The organism is Mesorhizobium sp. ESP-6-4, from assembly GCF_020164735.1.
Classification (GTDB): domain Bacteria; phylum Pseudomonadota; class Alphaproteobacteria; order Rhizobiales; family Rhizobiaceae; genus Mesorhizobium.
In genome coordinates this window covers 1-13,437 of the sequence record NZ_JAIUGS010000011.1, presented here as the reverse complement: position 1 = coordinate 13,437, position 13,437 = coordinate 1, and the positions used below count along the sequence as shown (strand labels likewise).

General features: G+C 63.3%; 13 protein-coding genes. 4 read left to right on the top strand and 9 right to left on the bottom strand.

Features of this window, described 5'->3' with window-relative positions:
* Nucleotides 1-49: 49 nt before the first annotated feature.
* The 4 genes from LB523_RS19485 to petA all read right to left on the bottom strand — a co-directional run bounded on the left by LB523_RS19485 (nucleotide 50) and on the right by petA (nucleotide 3,638).
* The gene (locus tag LB523_RS19485; RefSeq protein ID WP_224606069.1) at nucleotides 50-745 is read right to left on the bottom strand and encodes an acid phosphatase; all 696 of its coding nucleotides are present in this window, start codon (nucleotides 743-745) and stop codon (nucleotides 50-52) included.
* Nucleotides 746-883: 138 nt separating this feature from the next.
* Nucleotides 884-1,741, bottom strand: a complete 858-nt coding sequence (locus LB523_RS19480; RefSeq protein ID WP_224524619.1) for a cytochrome c1 — start codon at nucleotides 1,739-1,741, stop codon at nucleotides 884-886.
* A 21-nt stretch (nucleotides 1,742-1,762) separates the two neighbouring features.
* Nucleotides 1,763-3,061 carry a cytochrome b gene (locus tag LB523_RS19475; RefSeq protein WP_224606067.1) on the bottom strand — a complete coding sequence of 433 codons (1,299 nt, stop codon included), beginning with the start codon at nucleotides 3,059-3,061 and terminating at the stop codon, nucleotides 1,763-1,765.
* A gap of 16 nt (nucleotides 3,062-3,077) precedes the next feature.
* On the bottom strand, nucleotides 3,078-3,638 hold the full coding sequence (gene petA, locus LB523_RS19470; RefSeq protein WP_095766509.1) for a ubiquinol-cytochrome c reductase iron-sulfur subunit: 561 nt from the start codon (nucleotides 3,636-3,638) through the stop codon (nucleotides 3,078-3,080).
* Nucleotides 3,639-3,948: 310 nt separating this feature from the next.
* Between petA and LB523_RS19465 the strand changes: the two genes are divergently transcribed.
* Nucleotides 3,949-4,293 carry a cupin domain-containing protein gene (locus tag LB523_RS19465; RefSeq protein WP_224543187.1) on the top strand — a complete coding sequence of 115 codons (345 nt, stop codon included), beginning with the start codon at nucleotides 3,949-3,951 and terminating at the stop codon, nucleotides 4,291-4,293.
* 81 nt (nucleotides 4,294-4,374) lie between these two features.
* A complete protein-coding gene (locus LB523_RS19460) occupies nucleotides 4,375-5,226 on the top strand; it encodes an alpha/beta fold hydrolase (protein WP_224606065.1) in 852 nt (283 codons plus the stop codon).
* Here LB523_RS19460 and LB523_RS19455 read toward each other — a convergent pair.
* The 5 genes from LB523_RS19455 to LB523_RS19435 all read right to left on the bottom strand — a co-directional run bounded on the left by LB523_RS19455 (nucleotide 5,223) and on the right by LB523_RS19435 (nucleotide 11,845).
* Nucleotides 5,223-5,534 (bottom strand): DUF6665 family protein, encoded by a 312-nt coding sequence (locus LB523_RS19455; RefSeq protein ID WP_140838699.1) that lies wholly within the window; start codon nucleotides 5,532-5,534, stop codon nucleotides 5,223-5,225. The genes LB523_RS19460 and LB523_RS19455 overlap by 4 nt on opposite strands.
* 9 nt (nucleotides 5,535-5,543) lie before the next feature.
* Nucleotides 5,544-7,427: an ABC transporter ATP-binding protein gene (locus tag LB523_RS19450; protein ID WP_224606064.1), complete on the bottom strand. Its 1,884-nt coding sequence runs from the start codon at nucleotides 7,425-7,427 to the stop codon at nucleotides 5,544-5,546.
* A complete protein-coding gene (locus LB523_RS19445) occupies nucleotides 7,424-9,316 on the bottom strand; it encodes an ABC transporter ATP-binding protein (protein ID WP_224606061.1) in 1,893 nt (630 codons plus the stop codon). Before LB523_RS19445 ends, LB523_RS19450 begins: the two co-directional genes overlap by 4 nt.
* Nucleotides 9,317-9,522: 206 nt before the next feature.
* The gene (locus LB523_RS19440; RefSeq protein ID WP_224524602.1) at nucleotides 9,523-11,403 is read right to left on the bottom strand and encodes an ABC transporter ATP-binding protein; all 1,881 of its coding nucleotides are present in this window, start codon (nucleotides 11,401-11,403) and stop codon (nucleotides 9,523-9,525) included.
* A gap of 25 nt (nucleotides 11,404-11,428) precedes the next feature.
* Nucleotides 11,429-11,845: a hypothetical protein gene (locus tag LB523_RS19435; RefSeq protein ID WP_224606058.1), complete on the bottom strand. Its 417-nt coding sequence runs from the start codon at nucleotides 11,843-11,845 to the stop codon at nucleotides 11,429-11,431.
* 443 nt (nucleotides 11,846-12,288) lie between these two features.
* Between LB523_RS19435 and LB523_RS19430 the strand changes: the two genes are divergently transcribed.
* Nucleotides 12,289-12,747 carry a tRNA (cytidine(34)-2'-O)-methyltransferase gene (locus LB523_RS19430; protein ID WP_095766501.1) on the top strand — a complete coding sequence of 153 codons (459 nt, stop codon included), beginning with the start codon at nucleotides 12,289-12,291 and terminating at the stop codon, nucleotides 12,745-12,747.
* Nucleotides 12,748-12,896: 149 nt separating this feature from the next.
* Complete coding sequence (gene soxR, locus LB523_RS19425) at nucleotides 12,897-13,340, top strand: redox-sensitive transcriptional activator SoxR (protein WP_140838707.1); 444 nt, start codon at nucleotides 12,897-12,899, stop codon at nucleotides 13,338-13,340.
* Nucleotides 13,341-13,437: the final 97 nt, after the last annotated feature.

Below are 13,437 nucleotides of genomic sequence, written 5' to 3'. Positions count from 1 at the left end.
AAAGGGCGCCCGCGAAGGCGCCCTTCGAAAAGCAGGCGCTACCGAACGGCTACATGCCGAGATCCGAGCGCAGCTCGGAGCGCGCCACTTCGTACTCGGCCTTGAAATCGGGACGGTTGAGCAGGACCGCGGCGATCACGCTGCCGGAGATCTTGCCCATCTCGATGTCGGACGGATAATGGATGCCGCCGACCACGCGGTTGTGGGCGAATTCGGCCGCGCGCGCCATGATCTCGACGCGCTTTTCGGGAACCATGTCGGCAAGGACGATGCCCATCATGGTGCCGACCGTCGCATGACCAGACGGCCAGGAACCGGAGCTGGACAGCTTCACGACCGGCTTGACCAGATCGCTGAGCTGATGCGGCCGCGGCCGCTTCCAGACATCCTTGGCGGGATCGACGACGGCGCCTTCGGTCGCCACGACGCGATCGAAGAAGGCACTGAACTTCGGCAGCTTCTCCTTGTTGAAATTCGGGCCCATGACATCAGCGAAGCGCCAGATATTCTCCTCGGCGTCGGCGATGGCGCGCTTTTCCATTTCCGGCGTGCGCGTCACCTGCAGCGTCAGCACCTCGCCGAGCTCGGCTTTGGTTTCCGGCGAGTCATTGGCCGGTGGCGGCGGCAGGATCATCGTCAGGTCAATGTCCTTGCTGGTGACGAAAGGCTGGGCCTCATCGGCATGGGCGACATATCCGGTGACAAGCAGCAGGAAACCCGCCGCGAGCGATGCATATCTTTTCATGGGTGCGATCCTTTGGTGAGTGCGAGGCAGGATCGCCACGAGCGATGACGGTCATGTGACACGCCCCGGTTTGCGCGCGCCGAAATACAAAAGGGCGCCTTGTGGCGCCCTTTCAAAATTCTTGCGATCGACGCCGCCTCAGTGCGCCACGTCGGCCCAGACCCTGCGCTTGGTCATGTAGACCAATGCGCCGAAGACCAGCAGGAATATCATGACGCGGAAGCCTGTCTTCTTGCGATCCTCGAGATGCGGCTCGGCCGCGAACATCAGGAAGGCCGAGACGTCGCGCGCATACTGGTCGACGGTCTGCGGCGAGCCGTCGTCATAGGTCACCTGGCCGTCCGAGAGCGGCTTCGGCATCTTCAACGACACGCCGGACAGGAAGTACGGGTTGTAGTGCGTGCCTTCCGGGATCACCATGCCGGCCGGCGGCGTCTGGTCGTAGCCGGTGAGCAGCGAGTGGATGTAGTCCGGGCCGCCCTGCGCATACTGGGTGAAGATGTCGAAGATGAAGCGCGGGAAGCCGCGCTCGACGCCGCGCGCCTTGGCAAGCAGCGACATGTCCGGCGGAGCGGCGCCGCCATTGGCGGATGCCGCGGCCTGCTCGTTCGGGAACGGCGCCGGGAAGTGATCCGACGGCTTGCCGGGGCGATCGAACATGTCGCCGGCATCGTTCGGGCCGTCATGGATGGTGTATTCGGCGGCCAAGGTCTTGATCTGCGCCTCCGAATAGCCGAGCCCTTCCAGCGTGCGGAAGGCCACCAGGTTCATCGAGTGGCAGGCCGAGCAAACTTCCTTGTAGACCTTCAGGCCGCGCTGCAGCTGCGCCTTGTCATAGGTGCCGAACGGACCGGCGAAGCTCCAGCTCATTTCCTTCGGTTCGTTGATCGGGAAATGCGTCGGAGCGGCCGCGTTGTGTTCCTCCTCGGCGGCGATGGCGGCGGTGCCCGCGACCACCAGGCCAAGCAGCGCCAGCGAGGTGAGAATCTTCTTCATACCCAAAATCCCCTCAGATTCTCAGCCCGTGATTTCCGGCGCGACGGCAGCGCGTGCCGGATGTCCGCTGCCCTTTTTCTTTTCAAGCACGGCCTCGGTGATCGAGTTCGGCAGCCTGCGCGGCGTCTCGATCAGGCCGAGCACCGGCATGACGACCAGGAAGAAGGCGAAGTAGAACAGCGTCGCCATCTGCGCCATGAACACATAGCTGCCTTCCGCCGGCTGCGAGCCCAGCCAGCCGAGCAGGATGGCGTCGGCTACGAACAGCCAGAAGAACAGCTTGTACCATGGACGATAGACCGCCGAGCGCACCTTGGAAGTGTCGAGCCACGGCACCAGGAACAGCATGGCGATGGCGCCGAACATGCACAGCACGCCGCCGAGCTTGGAGTTGATCGGGCCGATGTTGAAGGTGATGGCGCGCAGGATCGCGTAGAACGGCAGGAAGTACCATTCCGGAACGATGTGGGCCGGCGTCTTCAGCGGATTGGCGACCGTGTAGTTGTCCGGATGGCCAAGAAAGTTCGGCAGGTAGAAGACGAAATAGGCGAAGACGAACAGGAACACGATCATGCCGAACGCGTCCTTGATGGTGGCGTAGGGCGTGAAGGCCACGGTATCGGTCTTCGACTTGACCTCGATACCGGTCGGGTTCGACTGGCCCACGACATGCAGCGCCCAGATGTGCAGCACGACCACGCCGGCGATCATGAACGGCAACAGGTAATGCAGCGCAAAGAAGCGGTTCAGCGTCGGATTGTCGACGGCGAAGCCGCCGAGCAGCAGTTCCTGGATCCAGTTCCCCACCAGCGGAATGGCGCTGAAGAAGCCGGTGATGACGGTAGCGCCCCAGAAGCTCATCTGGCCCCAAGGCAGCACGTAGCCCATGAAGCCGGTGGCCATCATCAGGAGGTAGATGATGCAGCCGAGGATCCACAAGAGCTCGCGCGGCGCCTTGTAGGAGCCGTAGAACAGGCCGCGGAAGATATGGATGTAGACGGCGACGAAGAAGAATGAGGCGCCATTGGAATGGAGATAGCGCAAGAGCCATCCCGAATTCACGTCGCGCATGATCTTCTCGACCGAATCGAAGGCGAGATTGGTGTCGGAGGTGTAGTGCATCGCCAGCACGATGCCGGTCAGGATCTGCGCGGCCAGCATGATCGACAGGATGCCGCCGAACGTCCACATGTAGTTGAGGTTGCGCGGCACTGGATAGGCGACGAAGCTGTCATGGACCAGCCGCGGCAGCGGCATGCGGGCGTCGAACCAGCGCTCGATACCGGTCTTGGGCGTATAGGTCGAGTGTCCCTCGCTCATCGAAATGTCCCCTGCCTCAACCGATAAGGATCTTGGTATCGGAAATGAACTTGAATACCGGGATCGCCATGTTCTCCGGCGCCGGGCCTTTGCGGATGCGGCCGGCGGTGTCGTATTGCGATCCGTGGCACGGGCAGAACCAGCCGCCGAAATCGCCTTCCTGGCCGAGCGGGATGCAGCCGAGATGCGTGCAGACCTGCACCATCACCATCCAGGCTTCCTTGCCGGGCGTGGTGCGGTTGGCGTCGGTCGCCGGCGCGTCGGACGGCAGGTTGGCGTTGCGTGCGATCGGATCCTTGAGATCGGCGAGATTGACGGCCGCGCCGTCCTTCATTTCCTTTTCGGTGCGGTTGCGCACCACCACCGGCTTGCCGCGCCACTTGACGACCAGCGAGCTGCCGGGCTGCAGTGAAGAAACATCGACCTCGACCGAAGCCAGTGCCAGGGTCGAGGCATCGGGGCGCATCTGGTCGATGAACGGCCACGCGACGGCTCCGGCGCCGACAACGGCGGCCATGCCGGTGGCTACGTAGAGAAAATCGCGACGGTTGGGATCGTGGATATCGGTTGCGCTCACGGGTGCCTGATCCTTTCGCCTCTTCCTAACCGGAGGCCGAGCCTTGTCCCCGCTCAATCGCACCTGCCCGACAGCGCATGGCGAACAGGCTAGCGAATTCCTCCGGCATTTGGAGTTCGGTTTATGCGTGCGGCCCGTTTTTGTCCAGCGGGGTGAGACCACAAGGGCAGATTGTCGCGGGGATGCGCGGCGGCCCAGGCCGACGCGTCCCCGCCAGGCCGCTGGACAGGGTGAAACAGCGGGAAATCCGGGGTCAATCGAGCCGGTGTTCGCCTCGACATCGGCTCCTGGCCCGGTCTATTCTGACGTCATGGCGCATGTCATTGAACGCGACAGCTGGGCCGACGCCCCCGACTGCTGGAAAGGCGAGCTGCAATGCGGCCAGTTCGGTGCCAATTCCTGCCTGATCTTCAACTATCAGCCGACGGTCGGCGGCGGCCCGCGCCTGCACAAGCATCCCTACGCGGAAATCTTCGTCATCCGTTCCGGCACCGGCCTGTTCACGATCGGCGACCAGGAGATCAAGGCCACGGCCGGCCAGATCCTGATCGTGCCGCCCGACACGCCGCACAAATTCACCAATCTCGGACCTGGCCCGCTCGAAAGCACCGACATCCACGAGAACGGCCACTTCATCACCGAATGGCTGGAATGATTCTTCCGATCGTCGGACCGGGCCTGTCCGAAGGCTGATTGCAGCCTAGTTCCATCGATCTGGCATCGATGGAGATGAAGCATGCGACAGCGCACGGTTGAGGTCGAGGGGCTGGCTATCGCGATCCGGGACGCAGGGCCGCCCGATGCGCCGGGCCTTCTGCTGCTGCATGGTTGGCCGCAAAGCTCCCATGCTTTTGAGGCAATCATCGACGAGCTGGCCGGCGACCAGCGCGTGGTCGCGCCGGACTTGCCGGGCATCGGCGGTTCACACGGCGCGCCCGAGACCGGAGAAAAGGCATATCTGGCCAGATTGATGAAGGGGCTGATCGCCGTTTGCGGCTTGCGGCAGGTCATCGTCTCCGGTCATGACGTCGGCGGCCAGATCGTCTTCGCGCTGTTGCGCGACGAGCCCGAAAATTTGTCCGGAGCGGTGATCATGGACGTCGTCATCCCCGGCGTGGCGCCGTGGCAAAATGTCATCCGCGATCCGCGTATCTGGCATTTCGCCTTTCATGCGATCCCGGCCTTGCCGGAGATACTGGTGAGCGGCCATGAGCGCGCCTATTTCGATTTCTTCTTCGATATTCTTTCGAAGGAAAAATCGGCGGTCCCTGCGGAAGCCAGAGACATCTATGCCAAGGCCTATTCGCGGCCGGAAAGCCTCAAGGCCGGCTTCGACTGGTACCGCGCCTTTGCCGCGGACGCCAAGGTCAATTCCCACCCATCCACGACGCCGATCGCCAAGCCGGTTCTTTATCTCAGAGGCTCGGCCGAATCCGGCGACATCGCCGACTATCTCGACGGCTTGAAGGCAGCGGGCCTATCCAATGTCGAAGCCGACATCATCCCGGGTAGCGGCCACTTCGTCGCCGACGAGAATCCCGGAGCCCTTGCTGCGCGATTGGCGCGTTTTCGCCAGGAAATCGCCTAGCTGGCGCCGAGCCTGACCAGCACCGCGCGCGGGATGTCGTATTCGCGGATCACGGCGTCATGCTTGCGCAAACCGCAAAGCTCGCGCTGGATGAAATAGGCATGGACGGCCGCTGCCGCCTCCTTAAGCAGCCGGTTGCGATGCTCGCCCTCGCCGCTCTCGCGCAATCTGGCAAGGGTTTCCTCGACACGCCGGCCGGCGCGGCCGAGCGCTGCGGCCTTCTCGGCGAGGATTTCGTGGCCGAGCAGATCGAGCGCGCTTTCCTGCGCGCCTGACCGTCCGAAATTCATAGGCATGCGTACCGACATGATGCCGTTCTACTCCGCTGGCCGCGTCTCTTCCAGCGCGCTTTCCTCGTTGAACAGGAAGCCGCCGGACTGCCGCTTCCAGAGCCGCGCATAGAGCCCGTCGAGCGCCACCAGCTCGTCATGCGTGCCCTGTTCGACGATGCGGCCGCCGTCCAGCACCACGAGCCGGTCGAGCGCTGCGATGGTCGACAGCCTGTGCGCGATGGCGATCACAGTCTTGTTCTCCATCAGTCTGGTCAGGTTCTCCTGAATCGCCGCCTCGATGTCGGAATCGAGCGCCGAGGTTGCCTCGTCGAGGATCAGGATCGGCGCATCCTTGAGGAAGACGCGCGCGATGGCGACGCGCTGCCGCTGGCCGCCGGACAGCTTCACGCCACGCTCGCCGACATAGGCCTCGTAGCCGGAGCGCTCGCGGTTGTCGCGCAGCCCTAGGATGAAGTCATGCGCCTCGGCTTTCCGGGCGGCGGCGATCACCTGCGCATCGGTCGCGTCCGGCATGCCGAGCTTGATGTTGTCGCGCAGCGAGCGGTGGAAAAGTGCGGTATCCTGGCTGACCACGCCGATATTGCTGCGCAGCGAGTTCTGCGTCACATGCGCGATGTCCTGGCCGTCGATCAGGATCTGGCCGCCCTCGAGGTCATAGAGGCGCAGGATCAGGTTGGCCAAGGTCGTCTTGCCGGCGCCCGACGGGCCGACCAGCCCGACCTTCTCGCCCGGATGCACGACGAGGTCGATGCCGTCGAGCACTCCGGTCCCCTTGCCGTAATGGAAGGTGACGTTCCTGACGTCGATGCGGCCGCCGGCGACGACCAGCTCCTTGGCGTCCGGCGCGTCAGTCAGGCCGAGCGGCTGCGAGATCAGCGCCTTGGAATTCTCCAGCACGCCGAGATTCCTCAGGATGCCGTTGAGCTGCATCATCAGCCTTCCAAGCAGCATGTTGAGCCTGAGCACCAGCGACAGCGTGAAGGCGACGGCGCCGACCGTGATCGAGCCTTCGACCCACAGATAGATGGCGAAAGCGGCGATCGCCGTAATCATGATGCCCGAGAGCATGGTCAGAGCCATGCGCACGCCGGTCAGCCGGCGTGTGAACGGCCGCAGCGCGTCGAGATAGATGCCGAAGCCGCTGCGGATATAGCGATCGTCGCCGTCGGCCGAAAACAGCTTCAACGTCTGCACGTTCGAGTAGGAATCGACGATGCGGCCGGTGATCATCGAACCCGCCTCGGCCGTCGCCTCGGCATGCTTGCGGATAGCCGGCAGATAGAGTTTCGCCAGCCAGCCGAAGGCAGCGATCCAGATCACCACCAGCACCGCCAGCCGCAGATCGAGACCGGCGACCAGCGCGAGCGTCGTCACCGTATAGACGATCATGAACCAGACCACCTCGATGAAGCTCTCCATCAGGTCGCCGGTCGCCTGCCCCGCCTGCCAGACTTTTGTCGCGATGCGGCCGGCGAAATCGTTCTGGAAGAAGGCATAGGACTGGCGCGAGACGTGCCGGTGCGCCTGCCAGCGCACCAGATTGTAGAATCCGGGCGTGATCGTCTGCTCGTCGACCAGCGCCGACAGGCCGACCACCAGAGTGCGGATGACCAGCACCACGGCGCCCATGAACAGGAGCTCGGGACCGGCGGCCGCCCACAGCGCGTGCCAGCTGCGCTGACCGGGCAACTGGTCGAGGATATCGACCAGCCTCCCGACGAAATAGAACAGGCCTGCCTCGACCAGCGGCGCGATGCCGCCGATGATGAGCATGGCGAAGAAGGCGAGCTTGGCCTGCCCGACATAGTGCCACAGGAAGCCGCCGACGCTGGCGGGTGGCCGAAGATTCACGGGCTCGCGGAACGGATAGACCCAGCCCTCGAACCAGCGATAGACGCCTTTCATCATTCCGCGGCTTCACCTTTCGCCGCCAGATCGTCGGCGGCCTGCTTTTCCTCGAGCAGGAACCCGCCCGACTGGCGCCGCCAGAGCTGGGCATAGAGCCCACCCTTGGCGATCAAGGTCCCATGCGAGCCGTCCTCGACGATGCGCCCTTTGTCCATCACCACCAGCCTGTCCATCGCCGCGATAGTCGACAGCCTGTGGGCGATGGCGATGACGGTCTTGCCCTGCATGAGCTTGTAGAGGTTCTCCTGAATGGCGGCTTCCACTTCCGAATCGAGCGCAGACGTGGCCTCGTCGAGAATGAGGATCGGCGCGTCCTTCAGCATAACGCGGGCAATTGCGATGCGTTGCCGCTGGCCGCCGGACAGCTTCACGCCGCGTTCACCGACAAGCGCCTCATAGCCGCTCTGCCCATACGGATCGGTCAGTGCCGCGATCACATCGTCGACCTGAGCGGCTTTGGCGGCGCTAAACATGGCCTCGTCGCTGGCCGACTGGCGTCCATATTTGAGGTTCTCGCGAACGGATCGATGCAAGAGCGACGTGTCCTGGTTGACGAAGCCGATCGCCGCGCGAACGCTCTCTTGCGAGACGTGGCGGATGTCCTGTCCGTCGATCAGCACCTTGCCGTCCTGGACGTCGAACAGCCGTAGCACGAGATTGACCAGCGTCGACTTGCCGGCCCCGGAGCGACCGATCAGGCCGACCCGCTCGCCCGGCGCGATCTTCAGCGACAGATTGTCGATGACGCCGCCTTTGCCGTCCTTGCGCCAGTAGTTGAAATTCACCCGGTCGAACTCGATGCCGCCGGCGGTCACGGCGAGGGCCGGTGCGTCAGGCTTGTCCTGCATGGTGATGGGACGCGCGATCGTCGTCATCGAATTGCTGGCAACGCCGATCTGCCGGAAAACGTTGGCGCCGACATCGAGGATCCTGCCGGAGATATTGGCGATCTGCAGCGCGAACGGTATCGCGGTCGCCACGGCTGCCGCAGTCATGGTCCCCGCGTTCCAGCCGGCCAGCGCCAGCCAGCTTATGGCAATGAGCAGCGCCGCGTTGAGGACGAACAGGGCCGACCACATCAGCGTGAAAACGCGCATCAGCTGGTAAAACGTGTGGGCATGCTCGACCACCGCGTGCGAGACATATTTGTCTTCGTGCTCGCCGGTCGAGAACGTCTTGAGCGTCAGGATGTTGGTGTAGCTGTCGACCATGCGGCCGCTCACCTGCGACCACCGTTCCGACAGTTGGGACGAACGCTGCGTGATCCTAGGCATCGCGGACCAGAAGATGAGGCAGTAGAATACCAGCCACACCGCCACCACAGCCAGCAGCAGCGTATCGAGCCGCGCCAGCACGACGATGGCGACCGCGACGAAGACCAGCGCGTACCAGACCGCATCGACGGTGAGGTTGACGCTCATCTCCACCGAATCGCCGCTCTGCATGACCTTGGTTCCGATGCGGCCGGCGAAGTCGTTCTGGAAGAACGACCAGTCCTGGCGCACGACGTGCCAATGGCTCTGCCAGCGGATGAGGTCGATGAGGTTCGGCGCGATGGCGTGGTTGCGGATGAGACCATCGACAACCATCGACAGCGGACGCAGCAGCACGACAATCGCCATCATGACGAGCAACGGCATGTGCGCAGCAAAGAAATCGCCTGGCTTGGTGCTGGAGAGCAGGCCGACGATCAGGCCGACGAAAATCGGCAGCATCGCGTCCACTACCGCCGCGAGGGCAACGATGATCATGCGCAACCGATAGGCGGCGCGAAACTGTCTTATGAAATACCAGTAGAACCGCCAAAGGCCCATTGGCGGCTGCCTGTCGTCGGCCAGCGCCACCGGCGAATAACGGCTTTCGAACCAGGTGAAGATGCGGTCGAACATTTTTCTCTCATCGCGCCGGAAATCCGCCGGTAACCGATCTGGTCGCCAGCAGGCCTCTGGCGAGGTCGTGGTTACGCCCGGGATCGATTCCCCGCAATCGCCGTAACCTTGATGCCGGAGCGGCTCGACGGCTCACAGAACCGCCGGGCCGCTCCAAGTCTTTGTTTTGCGCAATTCCGGACGGAGTTGCTGCAATCGCGATCGCGTTACTCCGCAGCCATCTCGGATCGAAGCGACTTGGCATCGGGCTCAGCCGGCGCGTCATCGAGCAGGAAACCGCCCGACTGACGTTGCCAGAGCTGGGCGTAGAGCCCGCCCCTGGCGACGAGCTCCTCATGCGAGCCTTCCTCGATGATGTGCCCCTTGTCCATGACGACGAGCCGGTCCATCGCCGCGATCGTCGACAGGCGGTGCGCGATGGCGATGACGGTCTTGCCCTGCATCAGCTTGTAGAGGTTCTCCTGGATGGCCGCCTCGGCTTCCGAATCGAGCGCCGACGTCGCCTCGTCGAGGATGAGGATCGGCGCGTCCTTCAGCATGACGCGGGCAATCGCGATGCGCTGCCGCTGGCCGCCGGACAGTTTGACGCCGCGGTCGCCGACATGGGCGTCGAAACCCTTGCGGCCGTTATGGTCCGAGAGCCCGCCGATGAAATCGAGCGCCTCCGCCCGGCGCGCCGCCTCGATGAGCATTTCGTCGGTCGCGTCCGGCCGGCCGTAGAGGATATTCTCCTTCACGGAGCGGTGCAGCAGCGAAGTGTCCTGCGTGACCATGCCGATCTGCGCGCGCAAAGAATCCTGCGTCACCGCAGCGATCTCTTGGCCGTCGACGAGAATCCTGCCGCTTTCCAGGTCGTAGAAGCGCAGCAACAGATTGACCAGCGTCGACTTGCCGGCGCCGGAACGTCCGACAATGCCGACCTTCTCGCCGGGCTTCACGGTGAGCGACAGGTTCTCGATAACGCCCTTCTGCTTGCCGTAATGGAAGCGGATGTCCTCGAAGCGTATCTCGCCCCGGGCGACGGCGATGTCCTTGGCGCCCGGCCTGTCTTCGACCAGCCGCGGCAGCGAGATCGACTGGATGCCGTCCTGCACCGTGCCGATATTCTCGAACAGCACGGACATCTCCCACATGATCCATTGCGACATGCCCCACATGCGCAGCACAAGGCCGATGACCACGGCTACTGCGCCGATCGTCACCGCCTGGCCGAGCCACAGCCACAGCGAGATCGCCGTGACAGAGACCAGCAGCAGCGAGTTCAAGATGTAGAGCAGGCCGTAAAGCACCGTCACCAGCCGCATAGAACGGTAGACGGTGTCGAGGAAGCCTGCCATGCCTTCCCTGGCAAAGGTCGCCTCGCGGCGCGCGTGCGAAAACAGCTTCACCGTCTGGATGTTGGCGTAGCTGTCGACGACGCGGCCGGTCATGGTCGAGCGTGCGTCGGCTTGCTCCTCGCCGACTTTGCCCAGCCGCGGAATAAAATGCCACAGCAAGGCGACATAACCGATCAGCCACACACCCAAGGGTGCGGCCAGCCGCAAATCCGCCGATCCGACGATGAACAGCATGCCGAGGAAGTAGACGATCACGTAGTTGAGGACATCTATCAGCTTCATGACGAAGTCGCGCACGGCGAGTGCGGTCTGCATCAGTTTGGTGGCGATCCGGCCGGCGAACTCGTCCTGGTAGAAAGCCATCGACTGTTTCAGCAAATAGCGATGCACCTGCCAGCGGATGCGCATGGGATAATTGCCCATCAGCGTCTGCTGGTTGAGCAACGAACGCAGCCACACCGTACCGGGCAGCGCAAACAGCACGATGAAAGCCATGCCGGCGAGCTTCCAGCTCTCGGTCTGCAGGAACGTTTGCCGGTTCTGCGCCGACAGCCAGTCGACGATGCGGCCCATGAAACCGAACATCCACACTTCTGTGATGGCGATCGCCGCCACCAGCACCGCATCTACGGCGATGTAGGGCCAGACGCCGCGCGTATAATGAACGCAGAAGGCGATCAGCGTCTTCGGCGGCTCGACCGGCTCCGCGGCGGGAAACGGATCGAGCCTGTTTTCAAACCAGCGGAACATTCCAGGCACTCGACTATCTAGGCGCTCACGCGGCGCGGGATTGATGGGCAAGGCTTTGCGGCCGCGCGGCATTGCGGGCCGGCGATACGGAATCATCCGCATCGCCGGCCCTGTCCCGCGCAATATAGGGTTTCGCCGGCATTTCGCCGACAGGCTCGTTTGACGTCCCTGACGGCCCGGAACTTCCGGACGAAAGGGCGGAACCAGCCCTGCTCCTGTCGCCCGGCCGGATCAAGCGGATGATCCGGCGCACCAGCGTGGGCCGGCTGTGATCGGGCACCGCGCGCGAGAAATCGACGTCCGGCAGCATGCCGCGATGCGGCCTGCGCCGTTCCTCGGCATGTACCGCCGACGAATAGGTCTCGCCGATCAGCAGCGCCCAGGTAGCCACCTTGCGTTCATGCAGGCTTCTTGACCCCGGTATCTTGTAGGGATCGAACATTGGTCCGTCCTCCATATGCAAATGCGTTAAAAAGGGTGATGCGTCCTCGATCATCGGCATTCGGCCGAAGGCGCGGATCGAATCGGCCGGGACACGACTAGCGTCGGTCCGGACACGCTCAGCTGGGGCACGGCGCCCCTTTGGCAGTTTGAAAAACATCGCAAGATTCCTTCGAAGGCCGAAAACTGGGTTCGGCGGGAATCGGTGCGATGAGGACTTAAAGTGTCAGAAGAATCGTCGTACCGAAACCGCCAGTGGGCATAGGGGTGCCCCGGAGAGGAGCTGGAAGTGCATGGTCATCATGTGGTCCCCCTCCTTCGGTTCGGGTTGACGATGGTGAGCATATACTCGACTTCGCAGAAAATGGCCACCCGCCAGTCCAGGAATCGCCGAAAGCCGCAGGCGCCTGTGGCCGATCTGCCACTTATTAGCAGGATACGGAAATGAACGATCGTCTCCGCATCGCGCTCTACCAGCCGGATATCGCCGGCAACACCGGGACAATCCTGCGCTTCGCCGCCTGCCTCGGTATCGGCGTCGACATCATCGAGCCGGCTGGTTTCCCGCTCTCCGACCGGGCGCTGAAACGGGCCGGCATGGACTACCTCGAAATGGCGGCGCTTTCCCGCCATGCCGACTGGCACGCCTTCGAGGAGTGGCGAAAGACCGGCGCGCGCCGCCTCGTGCTGCTCACCACCAAAGCCACGACCGCGTACACCGACTTTGCTTTCGCTGCCGGCGACATCCTTTTGTTCGGCCGCGAATCCGCCGGCGTGCCGGACCAGGTCCACCAGGCGGCGGATGCGCGACTGACCATCCCGATGCGGCCCGGAGCGCGCAGCATCAATGTCGCGCTGTCCGTCGCCATGGTCGCGGGCGAAGCGCTGCGCCAGCTCGGCTAGAACCCCGAACCCCTCTTCATTGCCGCGCGCAGGCTCCACTCGCGGCGTCATTCTCACCCAGGCGCACATCGCCTTCTCCTGCAATTGCCCTATCGACATTTGTTGGCTACAAGCTCAACTTAACTTGAGGTCAAGCGGAAAAGTTCGAGATGGCTCCGGTAAGGGAATTGACGGTCGGCCAGGTGGCCGTTCGCAGCGGCGTTGCGGTATCGGCGCTGCATTTCTACGAGGCGCGCGGCCTGATCCGCAGCCACCGCACCTCGGGCAACCAGCGGCGCTACAGCCGCGACGTGCTTCGGCGCGTGGCGATCATCCGCGTCGCCCAGGAGGTCGGCATCTCGCTTGCCGACATTGCCCGGGCGTTCCAGTCGCTGCCGGAAGAGCGCACACCGAACCGCGAGGACTGGAACCTGCTTTCGACAGCCTGGCGCGACGAGCTCGACCAGAAGATCGCCCAGCTCAAGAAATTGCGCGACGGCCTGACCGATTGCATCGGCTGCGGCTGCATGTCGATCGACAAATGCCCGCTGAGGAACAAGGAAGATCGGCTGGCCAAGGAGGGGACAGGGGCGAGACGGCTGGCGGTGCGCTGACAGTCTGTCGCCAAGGTGCATTGAGATTCAGGTCAGGCCGAGTCGAAAATGGTGGCTTCCGAGAACCGGAGCGGAGCGTACTTAAAGTACGTGAGCA